This is a genomic window from Pseudomonas granadensis, assembly GCF_900105485.1.
Taxonomy (GTDB): Bacteria; Pseudomonadota; Gammaproteobacteria; order Pseudomonadales; family Pseudomonadaceae; genus Aquipseudomonas; species Aquipseudomonas granadensis.
Window position 1 is genome coordinate 2,410,397 of the sequence record NZ_LT629778.1, and the last position, 22,122, is coordinate 2,432,518.

19 protein-coding genes are annotated in these 22,122 nt (G+C 61.7%); 15 read left to right on the forward strand and 4 right to left on the reverse strand.

The window, feature by feature from the left end; all coding sequences use genetic code 11:
• Positions 1-7: 7 nt before the first annotated feature.
• The 8 genes from BLU52_RS10815 to BLU52_RS10850 all read left to right on the forward strand — a co-directional run bounded on the left by BLU52_RS10815 (position 8) and on the right by BLU52_RS10850 (position 7,309).
• On the forward strand, positions 8-433 hold the full coding sequence (locus BLU52_RS10815) for an ExbD/TolR family protein (protein ID WP_007915482.1): 426 nt from the start codon (positions 8-10) through the stop codon (positions 431-433).
• Between the two features lie 3 nt (positions 434-436).
• A complete protein-coding gene (locus BLU52_RS10820) occupies positions 437-1,141 on the forward strand; it encodes an energy transducer TonB family protein (RefSeq protein ID WP_090283173.1) in 705 nt (234 codons plus the stop codon).
• A 54-nt stretch (positions 1,142-1,195) separates the two neighbouring features.
• A complete protein-coding gene (locus BLU52_RS10825; RefSeq protein ID WP_090283174.1) occupies positions 1,196-2,893 on the forward strand; it encodes a putative porin in 1,698 nt (565 codons plus the stop codon).
• A gap of 17 nt (positions 2,894-2,910) precedes the next feature.
• Positions 2,911-3,540 carry a DNA repair protein gene (locus BLU52_RS10830; protein WP_090283175.1) on the forward strand — a complete coding sequence of 210 codons (630 nt, stop codon included), beginning with the start codon at positions 2,911-2,913 and terminating at the stop codon, positions 3,538-3,540.
• A 17-nt stretch (positions 3,541-3,557) separates the two neighbouring features.
• Complete coding sequence (locus tag BLU52_RS10835) at positions 3,558-4,028, forward strand: YbjN domain-containing protein (protein WP_090283176.1); 471 nt, start codon at positions 3,558-3,560, stop codon at positions 4,026-4,028.
• Positions 4,025-4,972 carry a peptidylprolyl isomerase gene (locus BLU52_RS10840; RefSeq protein ID WP_090283177.1) on the forward strand — a complete coding sequence of 316 codons (948 nt, stop codon included), beginning with the start codon at positions 4,025-4,027 and terminating at the stop codon, positions 4,970-4,972. The genes BLU52_RS10835 and BLU52_RS10840 overlap by 4 nt, the downstream gene beginning before the upstream one ends.
• Positions 4,973-5,133: 161 nt before the next feature.
• A complete protein-coding gene (locus tag BLU52_RS10845) occupies positions 5,134-6,114 on the forward strand; it encodes a LysR family transcriptional regulator (RefSeq protein WP_090283178.1) in 981 nt (326 codons plus the stop codon).
• Between the two features lie 676 nt (positions 6,115-6,790).
• Positions 6,791-7,309 carry a GNAT family N-acetyltransferase gene (locus BLU52_RS10850; protein ID WP_090283179.1) on the forward strand — a complete coding sequence of 173 codons (519 nt, stop codon included), beginning with the start codon at positions 6,791-6,793 and terminating at the stop codon, positions 7,307-7,309.
• A gap of 1 nt (position 7,310) precedes the next feature.
• Here BLU52_RS10850 and BLU52_RS10855 read toward each other — a convergent pair whose 3' ends face one another.
• A complete protein-coding gene (locus BLU52_RS10855) occupies positions 7,311-8,003 on the reverse strand; it encodes an aspartate/glutamate racemase family protein (RefSeq protein WP_090283180.1) in 693 nt (230 codons plus the stop codon).
• Positions 8,004-8,202: 199 nt separating this feature from the next.
• Here BLU52_RS10855 and BLU52_RS10860 point away from each other — a divergent pair, with 199 nt between their 5' ends.
• Complete coding sequence (locus BLU52_RS10860; RefSeq protein ID WP_090283181.1) at positions 8,203-8,694, forward strand: hypothetical protein; 492 nt, start codon at positions 8,203-8,205, stop codon at positions 8,692-8,694.
• A 238-nt stretch (positions 8,695-8,932) separates the two neighbouring features.
• Here BLU52_RS10860 and BLU52_RS10865 read toward each other — a convergent pair whose 3' ends face one another.
• Complete coding sequence (locus BLU52_RS10865; RefSeq protein WP_090283182.1) at positions 8,933-9,151, reverse strand: CcoQ/FixQ family Cbb3-type cytochrome c oxidase assembly chaperone; 219 nt, start codon at positions 9,149-9,151, stop codon at positions 8,933-8,935.
• 10 nt (positions 9,152-9,161) lie between these two features.
• Positions 9,162-10,589, reverse strand: a complete 1,428-nt coding sequence (gene ccoN, locus BLU52_RS10870) for a cytochrome-c oxidase, cbb3-type subunit I (protein ID WP_090288504.1) — start codon at positions 10,587-10,589, stop codon at positions 9,162-9,164.
• A gap of 426 nt (positions 10,590-11,015) precedes the next feature.
• Between ccoN and BLU52_RS10875 the strand changes: the two genes are divergently transcribed.
• On the forward strand, positions 11,016-11,987 hold the full coding sequence (locus BLU52_RS10875; protein ID WP_090283183.1) for a hypothetical protein: 972 nt from the start codon (positions 11,016-11,018) through the stop codon (positions 11,985-11,987).
• A 216-nt stretch (positions 11,988-12,203) separates the two neighbouring features.
• Here the strand turns inward: BLU52_RS10875 and BLU52_RS10880 are convergent, their stop codons facing one another.
• A complete protein-coding gene (locus tag BLU52_RS10880) occupies positions 12,204-14,588 on the reverse strand; it encodes a tetratricopeptide repeat protein (protein ID WP_090283184.1) in 2,385 nt (794 codons plus the stop codon).
• 187 nt (positions 14,589-14,775) lie between these two features.
• On the opposite strand from BLU52_RS10880, the gene BLU52_RS10885 reads away from it, so the two are divergent.
• From BLU52_RS10885 to BLU52_RS10905, 5 genes are all read left to right on the forward strand, one after another.
• Positions 14,776-15,453, forward strand: a complete 678-nt coding sequence (locus BLU52_RS10885; RefSeq protein ID WP_090283185.1) for a DUF3313 domain-containing protein — start codon at positions 14,776-14,778, stop codon at positions 15,451-15,453.
• A gap of 780 nt (positions 15,454-16,233) precedes the next feature.
• Positions 16,234-16,851 carry a transcriptional repressor LexA gene (lexA, locus tag BLU52_RS10890; protein ID WP_090283186.1) on the forward strand — a complete coding sequence of 206 codons (618 nt, stop codon included), beginning with the start codon at positions 16,234-16,236 and terminating at the stop codon, positions 16,849-16,851.
• The gene (imuA, locus tag BLU52_RS10895) at positions 16,851-17,468 is read left to right on the forward strand and encodes a translesion DNA synthesis-associated protein ImuA (RefSeq protein WP_090283187.1); all 618 of its coding nucleotides are present in this window, start codon (positions 16,851-16,853) and stop codon (positions 17,466-17,468) included. The genes lexA and imuA overlap by 1 nt, the downstream gene beginning before the upstream one ends.
• A 7-nt stretch (positions 17,469-17,475) precedes the next feature.
• Positions 17,476-18,891: a Y-family DNA polymerase gene (locus BLU52_RS10900; protein ID WP_090283188.1), complete on the forward strand. Its 1,416-nt coding sequence runs from the start codon at positions 17,476-17,478 to the stop codon at positions 18,889-18,891.
• Complete coding sequence (locus tag BLU52_RS10905) at positions 18,888-21,965, forward strand: error-prone DNA polymerase (RefSeq protein WP_090283189.1); 3,078 nt, start codon at positions 18,888-18,890, stop codon at positions 21,963-21,965. Before BLU52_RS10900 ends, BLU52_RS10905 begins: the two co-directional genes overlap by 4 nt.
• The last annotated feature ends 157 nt before the right edge of the window (positions 21,966-22,122 follow it).

Consider the following 22,122-nt stretch of genomic DNA (forward strand, 5'->3'; position numbering starts at 1 on the left):
CACTGACATGGCGTCCGTAAATGCCTCCCACGACGATGACGAAGATGCTGCAGTGGACAGCATCAACATCACGCCGCTGGTCGACGTGCTGATGGTGGTGCTGGTGATGTTCATCCTCACCGCCACCGCGCAGGTCTCCGGGATTCAGATCAACCTGCCCAAGGCCAGTGCCTCGGTGTCGCTGTCGGAGGCCAAGACCAAGGCGATTTCGGTGAATGACGGCGGTCAGGTGTTTCTCGATGCCTACCCGGTGACCCTCGCCGAGCTGGAAGAGCGCCTGCGCATAGAGAAAGCGCAGAGCCCGGATTTCCCGGTGATCGTGCGCGGCGATGCGACGGTGCAGTACCAGAAAGTCATCGAAGTGCTGGATCTGTTGCGCCGGCTCGAACTGTCCCAGGTCGGTCTCGTCACCGGCAAACCGAGTCAGGGCTGAGTCATGACTGCACAACTTCCGATCGAGCCCTTGCCGGTGAAGAAGTCGCCGCTGCGTTATGCGAAGTGGGGCGCCGGTCTGCTCATCGCTGCTTTGGCTGCATGGTTCCTCTGGCAGTGGGCCAACGACATGGCCGGCGTGCGCCGCGAAGCGCCGAAGGTGCCGACGATCATCCCGTTGCCGCCACCGCCACCTCCGCCGCCGGAAAAACCGCCGGAGCCGGAAACCCCGGTGGAAGAAAAAGTCGTCGAGCCCGAGCCAACGCCCGAGCCGCAAGAGGTCAAGCCCGAGGAAGAAGCGCCGCCATCGCCGGCGGACGATCTGGCCAACCCGATGCAAATGGACGGCGATGCGCAAAGCGGCAGCGACGCCTTCAACATCGGCGCGGGCAAGGGCGGCGGCATGGCCGGGGCCGGCGGCGGGCGTTTGGGCACCGGCACGTACAGCCAGTTCCTCGCGTTCACCTTCCAGCGCTTGCTACGCGAAAACCCCGAGCTGCGCAACCTCGCGTTCTCGTTGCAGGCGGATGTGTGGCTGAGCAGCGTCGGCGAGATCACCCGCGTCGAGCTGATCAAGTCCAGCGGCAACCCGCAAATCGATACCCAGGTGCTGGCCGCGCTGCGTGGCGCGCCGGCCCTTAGCGAACGGCCTCCGGCCTCGATCACTTTGCCCGTGCGCCTGTCCCTGCAAGGGCGGCGTCCGGGTTAACCCAGCCTGTTTATTGCCAGGCCTTCGAGCTTGGCCAAAAGGAGTTGTGTGCAGATGATTTCCAATGTGAATCGATTGTCCCTGGCGGTCGGCATGGTCGTTGCGACCCTGGTCGGTCAGGCCGTGGCCGCGCCGGCACCCTCGGAGAACGCCACGATCAATCTGATCCGCTTGCTGGTCGAGCAGGGCATTCTGAAACAGGACAAGGCCGATGCTTTGATCGCTCAGGCGCAGAACGAGGCCGTCCAGGCCAGGCAGGCCGCCGCGACCACGGCGGTTGCGGCCGGCCCGGTCGCCGCACCGGGCGATGTCCGTGTGCAATACGTGCCGGCGGCGGTGCGTGACCAGATCCGCGATCAGGTCAAAGCCGAGGTCATGGCCACCGCCAAACAGGAAAACTGGGCGGCGCCCAACAGCTTCCCGGAATGGGCTGCGCGCATCAGCTTCGACGGCGACATTCGTCTGCGCAACGAATCGCGCTACTACTCGGACAGCAACAGCAACGAGATCGTCGACTTCGCCAAGCTCAACAACAACGGCCCGTATGACGTCAATCCCAACAGCAGCACCAGCCTGCCGCCGCTGCTCAATACCCGCGAAGACCGCACCAACCAGTTTCGCATTCGCGCGCGCCTGGGCATGAAAGCCGAGATCTCGCCGCAATGGACCGCTGGCATTCGCATCGGCACCGGCTCGGACAACAACCCGGTCTCGACCACGCAAAACCTCGGCGGCGGTTTCGCCAAGAAAGACATCTGGCTTGATCAGGGTTATTTGAACTGGAAGCCGAGCGATGAGCTGACCCTGACCGGCGGGCGCTTCGCCAACCCGTTCATGTCCACCGACATGCTCTATTCCAATGACCTGAATTTCGACGGCGTCGCAGCGCTGTTCGACCACAAGCTCAACCGCGACTGGGGCGTGTTCGGCACCGTCGGCGCGTTCCCGGTCGACTACACCAACGACACCGCCAGCAGCAACGGCTTCGACAAGGAAGAGAGCGACAACAAGTGGCTGTACGGTGCGCAGATCGGTGCCAAATGGGCGATCAACAGCAACAACCGCTTGAAGGGCGCATTGGCCTACTACCGCTTCGACGATATCGAAGGCCAGCGCTCGGCACCTTGCGAACCTTGGGCCGGCGCGCCCGGCTGCGACAGCGACGGCAGCCGCGCGGCGTTCATGCAGAAGGGCAACAGCGTGTTCCTGCTGCGCGACATTACGCCGAACCCGCTCAACCCGACGACCACGCCGCAACCGCAATTTGTCGGCCTCGCCTCCGAATTCAATCTGCTCGATCTCAATATGGTTTGGGATGCCGACCTGCCGGAAGATTTCAAACTGCGCAGCCAGGGCAACTACATCCACAACCTCGCCTACAACGAAGGCGACATGCGCAGGCGTTCGGCCGGGCAGATCGTCAACAACCTCGACAGCAACGGCGACCTCGAAAGCGGCGCCAACGCGTGGATGGTGCAGTTCACCCTCGGCAGTGCGCTGGACCTGAAAAAGCAGGGCGACTGGAACATGTTCGCTGGCTACAAATACATCCAGCCGGATGCCTTGCCGGACGGCTTCAACGACTCGTCGTTCCACCTCGGCGGGACCAACGCCAAGGGCTATTTCCTCGGCGGCAATTACGGTCTGGCGAAGAACGTTTACGCCACCGGTCGCTGGATGAGCACCGAGGCGGTGTACGGCGCGCCGTACGACATCGACGTCTTGCAGCTTGAGATCAACACGCGCTTCTAAAGCGCCGGGAGAGGCTTATGAAATCGCGATTCGTGTTGCTCGGGCTCGGTCTGTTGATCGCCACTGGTGCGAATGCCGAAGGCATGGAAGAACGCCTGCGCACGCAGTTGCGCAGCACCACTCAGCAGCTTCAGGCTCTGCAAAGTCAGCAGGCCCAGGCCAGCGCCGCGCAACTGGCGGCGCAGAACGAAGCCAAGGCGGCGCAGGCGCAGATCAAGCAGCTGACGGCGGAACTGGCCAAGGCCCAAGGCCTTGCCGAACAGCTCGCCGGCCAGCAACAGAGCCTGCATAGCCAGGCGCAGGCGCAAGTGGCGGCCAGCGTCGAGCAGACCGGCAAGTTCAAGAAAGCCTATGACGACTTGTTGGTCATGGCCCGTGGCAAAGAGGCGGAACGCGCCAGGCTTGAAGCGCAATTGAGCGAACGTGACACACAAGTGCAGCAATGTTCAGCCAAAAATCAACAGATGTACGGCGTCGCCAAGCAGATCCTCACGGCCTACGAAAACATCGACGTGGCCGAGGTGATGAAGATTCGCCAGCCCTTTGCGGGCGGTGCGCGGGTCAAGTTCGATGAACTGGCCCAGGGCTTTGGCGACGAGCTCTACAAGACTCAATTCGATGCGCCGCAAGCCGCGCGCGCCCACTGACAGGCAAGGAAGAAGCAATGACTCAACTCATCAGCCATGTATCGCCACAATCTCTGACCGAGGTGCTGCAAGCCGCCGGTTATCGCGTCAACCAGACCGAGCAGAACGGCATCGTCCAGTTGCTCAGCGCCAGCCAGGGCATCGGCTACGCCGTGCGGTTCGGCAACCCGGCGGTGGAGCAGGGCAGCTACGTCGACTTCACCTTCAGCTGTGCGCTGCGCGTGCAAGGCGAGTTGCCGCCGGGTGTGGCCGAGCAGTGGAACGCCACCCGGCGCTTCGCGCGGTTGTCGTTGCAGGGCGAGTTTCTGGTGATGGAAATGGACGTGGTGCTGGCCGCTGGCGTGAGCCACGATCACCTGCGCGGCAATCTCGAATTGTGGGATCGACTGTTGCAGGAATTCATCGTCTACCTGCGTGATTTCAGTCAGGCCACACAGGCCGCTACCGCCAAAGCGCCAGTCGCCGAGCAAGAGGAAGTCGCGCTGTGAAAAAGCCTGCCGTGGTGATCAGCGCCGCTGCGGTGGCGCTGTTGGTGGTGGCCGTGGCGCTGGTGCTGCGCCCGGGTTCTGACCCGGTTGCCGCCCAGCAATCCTCTCCTGTCGCCGCGATTGCTGGGGGGGCTGCGGTGGCGCGGTTAGGTAATCAGCAGGTCACCCCAGAGGAACTTCAGGCATTGCTGGCGACCGTTGCGCCTGAAGCTCGCGAGCAACTGCGCGGCAATCGCGAGGCGCTGGAGCGCTGGATTCGCACGCGCCTGGCCGAGAAAGCGGTGCTGGAACAGGCCGACGCGCAGGGCTGGGCGCAGCGCCCGGAGATCGTACGGCAGACCAGGGCGGCGACTGAGCAAATTGTCTTCCGCGATTATCTGCGCTCGGTGAGTCAGGTGCCGGCGGACTATCCGAGTGCGGCTGAAATTCAGCAGGCGTACGAGGCAGGCAAGGCCAATTGGCAGACGCCGGCGCTGTATCGGGTCAGTCAGATTTTCCTTGGCGTCAGCGATGCTGCGCCGCTGGAAACGGTGCGCAAACAAGCTTCTGAATTGAGCAAGAAAGCGCAGTCCGCGCCGGGTGATTTTGCCGCCCTGGCGACGCAGTATTCGCAGGATCGCGTCACGGCGGAGCGGGGCGGTGATAGCGGGCTGCAACCGTTGCAGCAACTGGTGCCGGAGGTGCGTGGCGCCGTCGCTCGGCTGAAAGTCGGCGCCGTGTCTGATCCTGTGCAAAGCGCCGCCGGTTTCCATGTGATCAAACTCATCGAACAGCAACCGGCCCGCACCGCGACGCTGGACGAATTGCGCGATCAACTGACCCAGGCCCTGCGTGCGCAGCGCCAGGAGCAGATCGCCCAGGCCTACCTGGACGGCATGCTCAACACCGCCACGCTGAGCATCGACGGCGCTGAACTCAACAAAGTCCTGGAGGAAAAACACTAATTTCGGTTTCACCACAACCCCCCCTGTAGGAGTGAGCCTGCTCGCGATAGCGGTGTGTCAGGTTAAGAAATGTCCGACTGACACACCGCTATCGCGAGCAGGCTCACTCCTACAAAGGGATTTGTGTAACGACCACCACATAGATCGACAGGGAGTCATCAATGTCATTCACCGAACCCGCAGGACGCGCCGGCACCAGCGATTACCGCTCGCCTGAACACAAACAGGAAACCTGGCTCGGTCACGCCGCCGCCATCGACAGCGAAGTCGCGCAATACTTTCTGGTCAGCGCCCGTTGCGGCTGTTTCATGCAAGCGGCGCGGAGTCTCAATGTGCGCTCGACGCTGCTGCGCAAACAACTGGCGCAACTCGAACAGCAATTGCAGCACAGTCTGTTCAGCTTTCAGGGCAGCGCCTTGAGCCTGACCCGCGAAGGCCAGCAACTTCAGGCTCGACTGATCACCCTGGCCTTTGAGCGCAAATTGCCGGTGATCGAACAGCCGCTGATTCGTCTCGCGGTGGCCGAATCGATCCTTCACGACATTCTCGGCCGCGACCTGATCGCGCTGCTGCGGCGCAACGCCAGTGTGCGTCTGGAGATCATTGCGCTCGACAGTGAATTGTCGCTGCGTGCGGTCAGCGCTGACATTGTTCTTTGGCTTGCCCACGGCTCAACCCCGCATCCTGGTCCGGCCTTTGCCATCAGCGAACCGCAGCGACTGGCATGCCTGGATTACCTGCCGCACATCGCCAAACGCTATTCCCGCGTGACCGCGCGCCCGGAAACGCCGGACGATCTTGCCGATTTCATGTTGGTGCAGTGGCAGCACGATCGACAGATCGACAGCTTTCGTCCGTGGAATGAACTGGTCGAGCAGCGCCTGGCGGGGGTGGTGCAGATGCAGTCGTATGAATTGATGCTGGAGATGATTCGCTGCGGCGCTTGCATTGGGTTGTTGCCAGGGTACATGAGCCGGTTCGATCGGGGGGTGATTGCGTTGCCTGGGTTGTTTGCCGAGCCCATGCAGTTGCAGGCCTGGCTGGCGGTCAGTGCTGAGTCTGAGGGGGTGCCGGAGGTGCAGACACTTACCGAGCTTGTTCGCCATACCTTTGCTGAGCGGCGTGAATGGTTTCAGCCTTGATCACCGGTTACTTGTGGGAGCCAGCCTGCTGGCGATGGCTGGTTTTTCTGATTTTTGAGTACATATCCGTTGCTGCGGTCACGGCTACTTATGGTTCCGCTCTTACAGCGGGTCACCTTTTTCAAACGCCAAAAAGGTAACCCAAAACGCTTGCTCCTACGTACGGCCCTCGCAGGCTCGGGTCCCTTCGCTCCGGGATCGATCCGGGCGCAGCGGCTACGGTTTGCTTCGCTGCACCTCCTTCCGCTGTGTCTGGCTGCGCCAGACGGTCGCTGCGCTCCCACGCCCGGATCAATCCCTCCACTCAGCCTTCCGATGTCGCCGGTGGATCAAGATCAAAAGCAGGCGAGCTGACACTCGGCCTATTGAGTGGTGAGAAGCGTCGCATGGCTTTGGATTTGCCCCTCACCCCAGCCCTCTCCCCCTGGAGAGGGAGCCGATTGATGGGCCGTTCAAAACCTTAGTTCGACTCGGTATCGAACGTCGGCATATCTCTCACATCCACCAAGGTCGGTCCCCTCTCCCTCCGGGAGAGGGCTAGGGTGAGGGGTTTTTGACGTTGCTTTTGATCTTCAGGCCCGCCTTCAAACCAAAGCTCCCACAATGTTTGCGCTCGCCAGACAGATTGCGAGCGGTTTACAGTGATCAGCCACTCCTCGATCACGGACCGATCCCCATGTCAGACCAAAACCCCTCCATCCACCTCGAACGCTCCAACGAATCCCACCTCGAAGGCATTACCGCGCTGTACAACGACCCGGCCGTGGCGCGGCAGGTGTTGCAGATGCCGTTCCAGTCCGTAGAAGTCTGGCGCCAGCGGCTTCAGGCCGACAACCCACGCGCGCTGAAACTGGTAGCGCTGCATCAGAGTGTGGTAGTCGGCAGTCTCGGACTTGAGGCGTATTCGCCGATGCGTCGGGCGCACGCCGGCAGTTTCGGCATGGGCGTTGCGGTCGCGTGGCAGGGCAAAGGTGTCGGCTCGAAACTATTGGCGGCGGCGCTGGACGTGGCCGATAACTGGATGAACCTGCACCGCGTCGAGCTGACGGTGTACGCCGATAACGAGGCGGCCATCGGTGTCTACCGCAAGTTCGGCTTCGAGACCGAAGGCCTGTTTCGTGATTACGCGGTGCGCGACGGGCAGTGGGTCGATACGCTGAGCATGGCCCGTCTGCGCGGCGCATCGAAAACCTGACTTAATCGTTCAGCGCGAACGCCACCGCCGCCCGAGCATGCAGTTCCGTGGTGTCGAGCAGGGGCAGGGCGCTGTGTTCGGGTTTGATCAGCAGGCCGATTTCGGTGCAGCCAAGGATGATTGCCTGCGCGCCGTGTGCGGTCAGCGATTCGATCACCCGCTGGTAGGTTTGTCGCGATTGATCGCTGATCACGCCGACGCAGAGTTCGTCGTAGATGATCCGGTGCACGTCCTTGCGCTCGGCTTCGTCCGGCACCAATACCGTTAACCCCTGCGCGATCAGACGTTGCTTGAGGAAATCCTGTTCCATGGTAAACGCCGTGCCGAGCAGGCCAACGGTACGCGCCTCAATCGACAGTGCCGCCTGGGCTGCCGGTTCGGCGATGTGCAGAAACGGAATATGGATCGCTGCCTGAATCTGCTCGGCGACCTTGTGCATGGTGTTGGTACACAGCACCACGCAATCGGCGCCACCCGCCTGGAGCCGGCGCGCGGCATCGACCAGGATGGCCGCGGCATCATCCCAGCGTCCGGCGTGCTGGGCCTGTTCGACGGGGCCGAAGTCGACGCTGTACATCAGCAGTTGCGCCGAGCGCAACGGGCCGAGGCGATCGCGGACCTGTTGATTGATGAGGCGATAGTATTCGGCGCTGGATTCCCAGCTCATGCCGCCGATCAGGCCGATGGTGCGCATTGGATGTCCTCGGGCAGTGAGGTGTGTCGAGAGTTCGGGTCTGGCTGGAGTGTCCTTTTGTTTGCGGGCCGAAGCCAGCGCCGACTGACTGTACCGCTGACTTTCCATGCAAGTGTTACGCTCGCTGCAGCTTTAACGTACGCCGAGGCTTCGATCTGCCACTATCGAGGTTCGCAGGTCCTTTCCGAGGAACACCGCTATGGACGATGTACAGCAACTGGGCGAGATGCTTCGCCATTACGCCGACAGTGAAGCGCACAAGAAGCAACTGTTCGAGACGCAATCGGCGGCGTGGGCCACGCGCATTACCGCGCTGTTTGGTGATATCCAGCAATGGCTGGAGCCGGTGCAGGCGCCGAATCTGCTGGAGGTGAATCGCGAGGCCTACGTCGCATTCGGGCCGAGCGTGCCGGTGGAGACGTCGACGTTCAAGACCGAGAAACTGAGCATTTTGATTGCCGGGAAACCGGTGGAGTTCGTGCCGGATGTGATGGGCAGCGGCGGGCAGATTTCACTGGCGGTGATGGGGCTGACGGCCGCGCGTTACGGCAGCATTTCGCTGGTGGGACTGCCCAATGGCGAGTGGCAGTGGCGCAAGACCAACGGGTTGAAGGATCCGGATACGTTTGTGTTTGATGCGAATTTTCTTGCGCAGCAGTTGCAGGGTTTGATTCCGCGGGATCGCGTTTGAGATCAAGAGCTTACCCCCTCACCCCAACCCTCTCCCCCAGGGGGGCGAGGGGAAAGGGAGCCGATCGAGTGCTGTTCAAAGCCTGAGTTCAACTTGATATTGATCGTTCCCACGCAGAGCGTGGGAACGATCAATTCACCTTGAATATTTCAGGTCGGCGTAACCCGAACAAACAACTCGGTCAGTTCCCTCTCCCTCTGGGAGAGGGCTAGGGTGAGGGCAGCCGGGCTGACACACCTCACATATCGAGGTTTACCCACCCCGGCTTGACCTCTTCAGGCGCCACCGCATTCACTGATTTCCCGGTCGCCAATTCCACCCGCCGCGCCACCTCCGGATCATCCGCAAACGGCACCATGCTTGCCTCATCCAGAGTGTCCGCCGTCTCCCGGCCCAAGCAGTACTCCACCGCCAGCCACAGAAACACTACGCCCGTCACATCGAAGAACATTTCCATCACTGGCACCTTAAGCAACCTGCGCTTCACGCTGCGCCAGTGCGACATCCGCCACCCGCACCGTGCGCCAGACGTTCCAGGCCATCAGCAACATGCCGCTGAGGAAAAACACCCCGCCAGCGAAGCGCACGATGAACCCCGGATGGCTGGCTTGCAGCGCTTCGACAAAGGAGTAAGTCAGTGTGCCGTCCTCGTTGATCGCTCGCCACATCAGGCCCTGAGTGATGCCGTTGACCCACATCGAGGCGATGTACAGCACCGTGCCGATGGTCGCGAGCCAGAAGTGCAGGTTGATCAGCGCCGTGCTGTGCATCTGCGCCCGGCCGAAGACTTTCGGCACCATGTGGTAAGTCGCGCCGAAGGTGATCATCGCCACCCAGCCGAGCGCGCCGGCGTGGACATGGCCGATGGTCCAGTCGGTGTAGTGGGAGAGGGCGTTGACGGTCTTGATCGCCATCATCGGCCCCTCGAACGTCGACATGCCGTAGAACGCCAGCGACAGCACCAGAAAGCGCAGGATCGGGTCGGTGCGCAATTTATGCCAGGCACCGGAAAGGGTCATCATGCCGTTGATCATCCCGCCCCAGCTTGGCGCCAGCAGGATCAGCGACATGGCCATGCCCAGCGACTGTGCCCAGTCCGGCAGGGCGGTGTAGTGCAAATGATGTGGGCCGGCCCAGATGTACAGGGTGATCAACGCCCAGAAGTGCACGATCGACAAGCGATACGAATACACCGGCCGATTGACCTGTTTTGGCACGAAGTAATACATCATGCCGAGGAAGCCTGTGGTGAGGAAAAAGCCCACGGCGTTGTGCCCGTACCACCACTGCACCATGGCGTCGGTGGCGCCGGAATAGACCGGATAGGACTTGAACCAGTCGACCGGAATCGACAGGTGATTGACCACATGCAGCATGGCGATCACCAGAATGAACGCGCCGAAAAACCAGTTGCCGACATAGATATGTCGGGTCTTGCGCTGCACCACGGTGGTGAAAAAAACCACGGCGTACGCCACCCAGACCACGGCCATCCACACCGCACCGGAGAATTCGATCTCGGCGTATTCCTTGGTGGTGGTGTAGCCCAGCGGCAAGGTGATCAGCATGATCACGATCACCGATTGCCAGCCCCAGAAAGTGAAAGCGGCAAGAGCGTCTGAGTACAGCCGCACCTGGCAGGTGCGCTGTACCGCGTAATAACTGGCGGCAAACTGCGCGCTGCCGGCGAAACCGAAAATCACCAGGCTGGTGTGCAACGGGCGCAAGCGGCCGAAGGTGGTCCATGGCAGGTCCAGATTCATTTCGGGCCAGACCAGTTGCGAGGCGATCCACACGCCCATCGCCATGCCCACCACACCCCAGAAAACCGTCGCGATGACGAATTGGCGCACGACCTTGTAGTTATAGGCCTGCCCGATTGTTGCTGTGCTCATGGTCAGTTCATCCACGGTTGCAAATCGCGCCAGGCCTCCTGGTCTGGCATGGGCTGCACTGTAGGAACTGCGCGGAAAACAAAACAGGCTCAGCAATGGCTGGTTTGTGCGGATCAGATTCGGGGCAGGGCTGTGGCGGTTTGCCGCGGGCTGATCTGGTGTTTCTGTAGTTTCTGTTCCTTGCCACGGTCCATTGCAGGAGTGAGCCTGCTCGCGATAGCGCTGTATCAGTCAACACATCTGACCTGACACGCCGCTATCGCGAGCAGGCTCACGCCTACAAGTCGAAACGCTGAGACCGGGGAAACCCTTACGCTCCTCAACGATTGGGCATTTTCCCTTGGGTCACTGATGGCCTTTTGGTAGAGTCGCGCTCGCCAGCGGGTTTTCGGCTGGACGATGGAACCGAAGAAGGGAGTCTGATCAGTGAGTCCGGGCAAAAAAATCCTCGGTCTCACGGCGTTGCTTTTGCTGCTGACGCTGTGGGCCAGTTACGTTTATCTGTTCAACGAAAACCGCGACGGCCAGCTCGGCGGTGTCGGCGAGAGCACCGCGTGGTGCGGCGTGCCACCGTCCACCGAAGCGGCGGCGCTGGGCAAGGATCAACTGACCCTGCGCGTCACCAATAACCTGCGCGGCGAGTTCATGCTCAGCGGTGCGCTGGTGGTGTCCGAGCGCACCTTCAACCGCTACGACCTGAGCCGCAACGAACTGCGCCTGCGCCTCGAACCGTTGCAGTGGACCTACGGCGCCACACCGATCTTCCTCGAACAGGTCAAGGTGCAGCCGCTGAGCCGCAACCTGTCGGCGAGCAACAAAAGCGCCTACGCCGAACTCGAACCGCGCCCGATCGGCGTGCAGGGCCAGGCCACTGCGTTCCCTTTCGACACCTACCGCTACGGCTACAAACCGGTGCTGTATTACCTCAAGGGCAGCGAACGCATCGACCTGCGGTTCAAGAACATCACCACGCTGATGGAGATGTCCAATACCTTCACACCGATCCAGAAGTACAACCGCGTCGACTACATCAACGAGAACACCTCGATGATCCGCGACGAGGATTACAAACCCTACGGACCCCACGAATGTGCGTTCAGTGTCGAGCGCAAGGATTCGTTCAAGGTCGTGGTGCTGATGCTGTTGCTGGTGCTGTGTCTGCCGCTGATGCTGGTGTTTTATCGCGACCTGCCGGGGATCGATTTCCTCGCGACGCTGGTGGGCGTGGCGCTGGTGCGCGGGCTGTTGCTCGGGCCGGTGCAGGACTTCCGCCTGTACAACATCGACTTTCTGTTTGGCGCGGTGATTTTGCTGGTGGGGACGGTGTCGCTGATCAAGGCGATGCGGATCAATAGCCGACGTGAGATTGCGATGCGTAGTGGAGAGACGTCCTGGTGAATGGGGGTTGAAGATCAAAAGCCCCTCACCCTAGCCCTCTCCCAAAGGGAGAGGGGACTGATCGGGGGATATTCGAGCGTCTCACGGACGTGAGCGAATGGTTGTGAATCCATAATCGACCGGTTGTTTCAGGTCGGCGAGATTCGCCAGACACCTCGTTCGGTCCCCTCTCCCTCCGGGAGAGGGCTAGGGTGAGGGGACGCAATCTCCAGCCGATCACTTCAACGCCGGATCCCCCATATTCATCTTCTTCCACCCCTGCAACAGCACCTGCGCCTTCGGCTCCTGCCCGCTGTCGAGGTACCACTGAATCAGCGACAACCGTGCATTGCGATTCGCCGGCTGCACCTTGAGCAACCCCTCCAGCAGTGCACAGGCCTCATCGACCTTGCCACTCTCATGCAGCGCCACCGCCAGCACGTAGCCGTACTGCGCGTTCTGCGGCTCCAATTCAGCAGCTTTTTTCAGCGGCGCCATCGCCTCAGTGGTCTTTCCAGCGCGGATCAGTGACAAGCCTTGAGTGTGCTGGAGCAATGCAGCATCCGGGTGTTGCTTGAGACTGTCGCCGAGCAGTTTCTGCGCTTCAGCAACCTGACCATTGCCTTCCAGCCATTGCACCAGCGTGACCAGCGCCGGATAGAAGTCCGGGTCACGTTGCAGTGCCGAGCGCAACAAACCTTCGACTTCGGCGGTACGGCCGCTGGCCTGGTACAGCATCGCCAGATTCAGATTGGCCTCGGCACGTTCCAGCAGGCTCTGCTGCACCGCTTCATATTCGGCAATCGCCGCGTTCCAGTTGGCTTGCGCTGCGCCCAGACCGGTGTTGCGCGATGCGCCGAGCAGGTCCCGCGCCGCGACGATGCGCACGGCTTTCACCGGGTCGCCCAGCAACGGTGCAAGCAACGGCGCGCGCTCTGCCGACGGCAAGAAAGCACTGATCGCCCGTACCGCGCTTTCACGCACTTGCGGGTCGGTGTGACGCAGATCCTGGGTCGCCAGTTTCAACGCCTGTTCACTCGGGTACAGCGGCAGTTCCGCCAGCAACGTCGCGCGCTGAATGGCCGGCAGATTGCTGCGTTGCAACTGCGCATACAGCGCATCCGCGGCACCGGGCTGGCCGTTGCGAATCAGCCACAGACTCTCGTCATAACGCGGCGCTTGCGCTGCGCTGGAGGTGCCCCACAGCTTGAACTGCGCGGTGATCTTGTCGCCGGCCTTGCCCTCGTGGCAGGTCAGGCAAGCGTCCGGGGTGCCGAGCTTCTGCGCCCGTTCCGGGTTGGGAATGCTGAAACTGTGGTCATGACGGAAGTCGTTGCCCATGTAGAACTTGCCGGGCATGTGACAATCCACGCACTGCGAACCGGGCTGGCCCATGGTGTGACGGGTGTGTTCGCTGGAGTCGTAGTTCTTTGCTTGCAGGCCTTTGCCGTCGACGCCTTCGACCGAGGTCTTGCCGGCGCTGTTGTGGCATTGCAGGCACACCGCGTTGCCCGGCGCCTTGAGTTCGGTGCTGTGCGGGTTGTGACAATTGCTGCAGCGCACACCCTTGTCGAACATTTTGCTTTGCAGGAACGAACCGTGTTCGAACACTTCATCCTTGATCTTGCCGTCCAGCTCGTACAGTTCGCGGGTGAGGACGCTGGGCAGATAATCGTCCATCAAGCGCTTGCCGACGGTAAAACCATCGTCCAGCGGTGCCCGACGGGCGTGACAGCGTGCGCAGGTTTCGATCTCGACGGTGGCGTTTTTGTCTTTCAGGTTCACGTCAAAGCCGTGATGGATCAGATCGGTTTTTTGCGCCGTCCACTGCACATGATTCGACGCCGGACCGTGGCACGCCTGGCAGCCGACGCCGAGGCTGTTCCACTGACTGTTGAAGCTGTTGCTGTCCGCCTCGAAGTTGCGCTTGAAGCCGGTGGTGTGGCACTCCACGCACATGAAATTGGCGTTCTGACTGGGCTTGCTCCAATGCAGCGGATTCTTGAAGTTGACGCCCTGACCGGGATAGAGATGAAACCAGCGGTGCTTTTGACTATCCCAAGCCACGCCGAGCGCCTGCAAGCGACCTTCTCCGACCTCGATCAGGTACTGCTGCAACGGCGCGATGCCAAAGGTGTAGGCGACTTTGAAGTCAGCATTCTTGCCGTCGATGCCGGGCGTGTTGACCCAGAATCCGCCGTCGCGGCGCGAGAAACGTGTGGTTTCCTTTTCCGCCTTGAAGGTAACGTTATTGAAGTCGCCGAGCACGGTCTCGGCGTTCGCCGCCTGCATCGCCAACTGGTGGTGCGAACCCTGCCAGTCCTTGACCTGCTCGCTGTGGCAGCCCTGGCATTGCTGTTCATCGACCATCGTCGCCGGGTTGCTCGCCACGACCGGCTGTGACTTCGCGGGCGTGGCAACCGGCGTGCTCGCCGGTATGGGTTTCACTGGCGCGGGAGCGGGGCTGAACAGAAACCAGCCGATCCCCGCAACGGCAGCCAGCAGTACGCCGATGGCGACGGGAAACAGATAACGTGAGGTTGAAGAGCGGGACGAATCAGGGTCAGGTCGTGCGGCTTTGTTTTTATGCTTGGCATTGCGACTTCCGTAGTCCAGGGGCATTTGCCGTCGGGTGCGCGTTCCAGCTCGTTGCAGCTTTGCCGGATGACCGGCGTCTGTCAAATGGGGCGTATGAGGCGTTGCGCAGCCGTCTGTGAATTTTGTGCTTTGCCAGCGCAATTACCGAGGATTTAGCTATACCTGTAACTCCCCCAGGCAAAGTTTTTGGCCTTCTGACAGGAGTTACAGCATGAAGCTAGCAGTGATGATGGGCACGCTGTGCATTGCCATCCTCGGTGTGGTGGGTTGTTCCAGCAAGACCGTCGCTCCCGATGAATACTCCGGGTTTCTCAAGGACTACAGCCAGCTCAAGGAGGCCAAATCGCCGTCCGGGGCTGAAGTGATGCGCTGGATGGACCCGAAACTGGATATCAACAAGTTCACCAGCGTGTACATCGAGCCGAGCCAGCTCTATCCAAAGCCGCAGCCGACCGCGAAAATTCCGCAGCAGACGCTCAACGGCATCACCAGTTATTACGATCAGGCGCTCAAGCGTGAAATCGGCAAGTCGTTGCCGTTGGCGACCGGGCCTGGGCCGGGGGTGATTGTGGTGCGTCCGGCGATTACGGCGGTGAGCAGCAAGACCGAGGGGTTGCATGCCTATGAGGTGATTCCGATTGCGCTGGTTGCTGCGGCTGTGAGCACTGCCAGTGGTATTCGTGATCAGGAAACGACCTTGGCCACCGAGGCGGTGTTTCTCGATGGCGGCAGTAACGGTGTCGTGGCGCAGGTGGTGCGCAAAGGTACCGGGACGCCGTTGGAGAATTCTTCGCAGGTGATGAAGGCTGATGACGTTAAAAAGGTTATCGATGGTTGGGCGGTGGATATGCATCAGACTTATTTGAAGCTCAAGGCTGAGGCCAAGTGATGCGCTGAGGCTTCGGCTTCGTCGTTGGCAGGCTGGCTCCGTTTTGTGAGCACTGAAGATCAGTGTGGGAGCCAGCCTGCTGGCGATGGCTATCTTTCAGGTGCTGGTTTTATTGGGTACATATCCGGTGCTGCGGTAACGGCGGCTTAGGGTTCCGCCCTTACGGCGGGTCACCTTTTTCAAACGCCAAAAAGGTAACCCAAAACGCTTGCTCCTGCGTTCGGCCCTCGCAGGCTCGGGTCCCTTCGCTCCGGGATCGATCCGGGCGCAGCGGCTACGGTTTGCTTCGCTGCACCTCCTTCCGCTGGGTACGACTTCGTCGTACGGTCGCTGCGCTCCCACCCCCGGATCAATCCCTCCACTCAGCCTTCCGATGTCGCTGGTCAGGCAAGATCAAGAGCACGCGAGCTAACGCTCATTGTTGAGTGGTTAGAAGTGCCGTATGGCTTGAGATCTTCAGTGGATTCGCCCCTCATCGGAACGCCGCCCGCCCAGCCCTCTCCCGAGGGAGAGGGGGCCGATTTGTGGGCTTTTCGGAAACTGCGTACGACTCGGTATTTCAGGTCGGCGCACCTTTCGCATCCACCTAGGTCAGTTCCCTCTCCCTACGGGCGGTCCGACGTTTCGGGAGGGCTAGGGTGAGGGGCCTGTGATCTTGGTCTTGATCTGGTTTTTTGCTCGTCCCCACGCTCCGCGTCACGGCTGCGTTCCTGGCTGCACAAGGTGAGTTGGGCCTACCTGACTGGCGGTGCTTGTCAGGTATTTCCTACAGGAGTACAAATGTACTCCATGACCAATCTCACTCCTCGCCGTACCGCCATCCTGACCTTTATCCGCGAACGTATCGCCGAGCACGGTCAGTCTCCAAGCCTCGCTGAAATCAGCGAGGCTTTTGGTTTTGCCTCGCGCAGTGTGGCGCGCAAGCATGTGCTGGCGCTCACTGAAGCCGGTTTTATCGAGGTCAACCCGCATCAGGCCCGTGGTATCCGACTGCTCGGGCAACCGTCGCGTCCCGAAATGCTCGATGTTCCTGTGCTTGGCCGGGTGGCTGCCGGTGCGCCGATTGGCGCCGATGCCGAGGTGCATGGGCGCTTGATGCTTGACCCCGCGTTGTTCTCTCGCACCCCCGATTACCTGCTGCGGGTGCAGGGTGATTCGATGATCGAGGATGGCATTCTCGACGGTGATCTGGTCGGCGTGCGGCGCAATCCCGAGGCGCTGAATGGGCAGATCGTTGTGGCGCGTCTTGACGGTGAAGTCACCATCAAACGCTTCGAGCGGTTGGGCACTTCGGTGCGGCTGTTGCCGCGCAACCCGGCGTATCAGCCGATTGTCGTGCGTGACGATCAGGATCTGGCCATCGAAGGGGTGTTCTGCGGTCTGGTGAGGCAAGGCTGATGGGCGCCGTCGTTGCACTGGATACGCTGTTCAATGGCGGCCAGGTCTGGAAGGGCCGGCCTGCGCCACCGGCGGCCAGTCCACAGCCGACCGGGCATGCCGCACTCGATGCAGCGCTGCCCAGCGGTGGCTGGCCGGAAGGAGCATTGAGCGAAATCCTGCTGGCCGGCCCGGGTGTCGGTGAGTTGCAACTGGTCTGGCCGACGCTGGCGCGGTTGGCAGCAGCGGGTGAGCGCATCGTGCTGGTCGCGCCACCGTTCGTGCCGTATCCGCAGGCGTGGGCAAGCGCCGGGGTCGACCTGCGGCAGTTGTCGGTGATTCAGGCCAGCGAACGTGATGCCTTGTGGGCGGCGGAGCAATGCCTGCGTTCGGGCAGTTGTGGCGCGGTGCTGTGCTGGCCGCACAAGGCTGATGATCGCGCTTTGCGACGTTTGCAGGTGGCTGCCGAGTCCGGCCAGACGCTGGCCTTTGCCTGGCGGCCGTTGAGCGAAGCTGTCAACCCGTCACCGGCGGCACTGCGGATTGCCATCGACGCCAAGCCGGCGCAATTGCGCATTCTCAAGTGTCGTGGCGGGTTGGCGCGTTCGGCACCGATTGCCTTTGCCGTGGGGCACTGAGACCGCCATGCGCTGGGTATGCATTCTGTTTCCGCAATTGGCTCTGGACGCTGTACTGCGTCAACGCCCCGATGCCGATGAGCCGTTGGTGCTGCTCAACGGCCCGGCTCAGCGCCGGGTATTGCAGGCGGTCAACCCGGCGGCGCGCAAACTGGGTTTGCGTGCGGGGCAATCGATGACCGCGGCCCAGGCCATGAGCAAAGGCTTTGCCACGGTTGATTACCAGGCCGCCGAAGTCGAGCGCTGGCAGCAGTTTCTCGCCGCCTGGGCCTATCGCTTCAGTGCACAGGTCAGCGTGCACTACCCACGTACGGTGGTGTTCGAGATCGAGTCGAGCCTGGGCCTGTTCGGCACCTGGGCGCAATTCGAAGCGCGGTTGCGCCAGGAACTGACCGATCTGGGCTTTCGCCATCGCATCGTCGCCGCCCCCAATCCGGTGGCTGCCCGAGTGTTGGCCAACGCCTACGATGGGCTGGTGGTGCCAGACGGCGAGGCCTTGCAGCATCATCTGGGTCAATTGCCCGTCGACCGGGTTGGCCTCGAACCGAGCGTGGCCACGGCACTGTCCCGGATGGGCCTGCGCAACCTCAATCAAGTGCAAAACCTGCCGCGTCAGGCGCTGGCGCGGCGCTTCGAAGCGTCGATGCTCAAACACCTCGATACGCTGTTCGGCGCGCGGCCGCTGGCGCTGGAATTCTACTTGCCACCCGACCGTTTTGATGTGCGCATCGAACTCAACTTTGACGTGCAATCGCATCAGGCACTGCTGTTTCCGTTGCGACGATTGACCGGCGATCTGTCGGCGTTCCTTTGCGGACGCGACAGCGGCGTGCAGCGTTTCGATCTGCACCTGGAACACGCCGGCTTGCCGGACACGCTGATCAAGGTCGGCCTGCTCAGCGCCGAACGGGATCCGGCGATGCTTTTCGAACTGGCCCGCGGGCGGCTGGAACAGGTGCAGGTCGAGGCGCCGGTGCGCGGCTTTCGCCTGCGTGCAGAAGATCTGCCGAGTTTCGTGCCGCAGTTTCAGGAGCTGTTCGACGACCGCCCGCAGCAGACCCTGCCGTGGGAGCAATTACGCGAACGCTTGCGCGCGCGGCTCGGTGACGATGCGGTGCAGGGTCTGCGCTTCCAGGCCGATCATCGCCCCGAGTGCGCCTGGCAGTTCGGCCTCGACAAACAGCCGTGCGCAGGCCTGCCGAGCGTGCAGCGTCCGGGCTGGCTACTCACTGAGCCGCAAAGCGTGCCGGAAGGCTCGGCGCGGATTCTCATGGGCCCGGAACGCATTGAGTCAGGCTGGTGGGATGGCGATGATGTGCGCCGCGATTATTACCTGATCCAGAGCCGCGCCGGCCAGCAAGGCTGGGCCTGGCGGGCGGTGGGTGAGGGCGGTCCGTTGTGGCTGCAGGGCTGGTTTGCATGAACGGTGGTTACGCTGAACTGCATTGCCTGTCGAACTTCAGTTTCCAGCGCGGTGCGTCCAGTGCGCTCGAGTTGTTTCAACGAGCGAAAAAGCACGGCTATCAGGCCTTGGCGATCACTGACGAATGCACACTGGCCGGCATCGTACGAGCGTGGCAAGCGGCAAAGTCGGTTGAGCTGCCACTGATCATCGGCAGCGAAGTGCGGATTGAAAACGGCCCGAAGCTGGTGCTGTTGGTGGAGAACCTTGCCGGTTATCAGGCGCTGTGCGGCTTGATCACCCGCGCGCGGCGGCGTACGCAGAAAGGCCAGTATCAAGTCTTGCGCGAGGACTTCAACGAACCGCTGTCGGGGCTGCTGGTGTTGTGGGTGCCTGATTCTGTCACTGAGGTGCAAGAAGGGCGCTGGCTGAAACAGACGTTCGGCGACAGGCTGTGGCTGGCCGTGCAACTGCACCGAGGTCAGGATGATCAACAGCGTCTGTTGGCGTTGTTGGATCTGGCCGCCGAGTTGCAGATTCGCGCCGTGGCCAGTGGCGACGTGCACATGCACGCCCGTGGCCGCCGCGCCCTGCAGGACACCATGACTGCGATCCGCCATCACCTGCCGGTGGCCGAGGCCGGCCTGCGCTTGCACCCCAATGGCGAGCGGCATTTGCGCAGTGTCGAGGTGTTGCATGAGCTGTATCCGCAGGCTTTGCTTGATGAGTCAATCGCCCTCGCTCGGCGCTGCACCTTTGATCTGAGCGAATTGCGCTATCAATATCCAAAGGAGCTGGTGCCCGAGGGGCACAGCGCCACTTCCTGGTTGCGCCAATTGACCAAGGAGGGCATCGCCTGGCGCTGGAAGCAAGGCGCACCGTTCAAGGTGCTACGGCAGATCAACAAGGAACTGCAACTGATCGCTGAACTCGGCTACGAAAGCTATTTCCTCACCGTGCACGACGTGGTGCGTTTCGCCCGCGAGCAACAGATTCTCTGTCAGGGCCGTGGTTCGGCAGCCAACTCGGCGGTGTGTTTTGCCTTGGGCATCACCGAAATCGACCCGGAGCGCACCACATTGCTGTTCGAACGCTTCATGTCCAGGGAGCGCAACGAGCCGCCGGACATCGACGTCGATTTCGAGCACGAGCGTCGCGAAGAAGTCCTGCAATATGTCTTCCGTCGATATGGCCGTGGTCGTGCAGCGTTGACCGCGGTGGTCAGCAGTTACCACGCCGCCGGTGCCGTACGGGACGTGGCCAAGGCCTTGGGCCTGCCGCCGGACCAGATCAATGCACTGGCCGATTGCTGTGGCCACTGGAGCGACGAAACGCCGCCGCTGGAACGCTTGCGCGAAAACGGTTTCGACCCCGACAGCCCGCTGCTGCGCCGGGTCTTGAGCCTGACCGGGCAACTGATCGGCTTCCCCCGGCACCTGTCGCAACACCCCGGCGGTTTCGTGATTTCCGAGCAGCCGCTGGACACTCTGGTGCCGGTCGAGAACGCGGCCATGGCCGAGCGCACGATTATTCAGTGGGACAAGGACGACCTCGATGCGGTCGGCCTGCTCAAGGTGGATATCCTGGCACTTGGCATGCTCAGCGCGATCCGCCGCTGTTTCGATCTGCTGCGCCGTCATCGCCAGCGCGATTTGAGCCTGGCGACGATTCCCCCCGAAGACAAACCGACCTACGCGATGATCAGCCGCGCCGACACCATCGGCGTGTTCCAGATCGAATCACGGGCGCAGATGTCGATGCTGCCGCGCCTGCGTCCGCAAAAATTCTATGACCTGGTGATTCAGGTGGCGATTGTCCGGCCGGGCCCGATTCAGGGCGGGATGGTTCACCCGTATCTGCGTCGTCGCAATAAAGAAGAAAAAGAAACCTATCCTTCGCCAGAACTGGAAGTGGTGCTCAAGCGCACCCTTGGCGTGCCGCTGTTTCAGGAACAGGTGATGCAGATCGCCATTGTTGCCGCCGACTACAGCCCCGGCGAGGCCGACCAGTTGCGCCGCTCCATGGCGGCGTGGAAGCGCCACGGTGGCCTTGAACCGCACAAGGAGCGCCTGGCTGCCGGTATGAAGAAAAATGGCTATACGCCGGAATTCGCTGCGCAGATCTTCGAGCAGATCAAAGGTTTCGGCAGCTACGGTTTCCCCGAGTCCCATGCCGCCAGTTTCGCTTTGCTGACCTACGCCAGTTGCTGGCTCAAGTGCCACGAACCGGCAGCGTTTGCCTGTGCGCTGATCAATAGCTGGCCGATGGGCTTCTACAGTCCCGACCAGATTCTGCAGGATGCGCGCCGCCATCAATTGCAGATTCGCCCGGTCGACGTACGTGCCAGCGATTGGGATTGCAGTCTGGAAACCACCACCGGGCCACAACCGGCGATTCGCATGGGCTTGCGCATGATCAAGGGCTTTCGCGAGGACGACGCCCGGCGCATCGAAGCGTCGCGGGCGCGCGGGGCGTTTGCCGACGTCGCCGACCTGGGCGAGCGTGCGGCGCTCGACAGCCGCGCGCAAGCCTTGCTTGCCGACTCCGGGGCCTTGCGTGGCCTGGCCGGGCATCGGCATCGGGCGCGCTGGGAAGTGGCGGGGGTGCAGAAGCAGTTGGGGCTGTTTGCCGGATTGCCCAGTCAGGAAGAGCCGGAAGTGCTCTTGCCCAAACCCAGCGTCGGCGAGGATCTGCACGCTGACTACGCCACCGTCGGCACGACATTGGGGCCGCATCCGCTGGCACTGTTGCGCGGTGAATTGCGAGCCTTGCGCTGCCGCAGCTCGCGGGAACTGCTGGATGTCGAACATGGCCGGCCAGTGAGCATGGCCGGGTTGGTGACCGGGCGCCAGCGTCCCGGTACTGCCAGCGGGGTGACGTTCGTGACGTTGGAAGACGAGTTCGGCAACGTCAATGTGGTGGTCTGGCGCGATCTGGCCGAGCGTCAACGGCAAGTTCTTGTTGGATCGCAATTGCTGAGGGTCGATGGCCGCTGGGAACGCGAGGGCGAAGTGCGGCACTTGATCGCCGGTCGCCTGAGTGACCTGAGCCCGCTGCTCAATGGCATACGCGTGCAGAGCCGGGATTTCCACTGATCAACCCCGACCCCGGGCCAAACAGCGAACCCTGTGGGAGCCAGCCTGCTGGCGAAAGCGACCTGTCATTCAACATAGTCGTCGCCTGATTCACCGCCTTCGTGAGCAAGCTCACTCTCACATGGCTTTTATTACCCCTGGATGCCCAGCCTGTTTA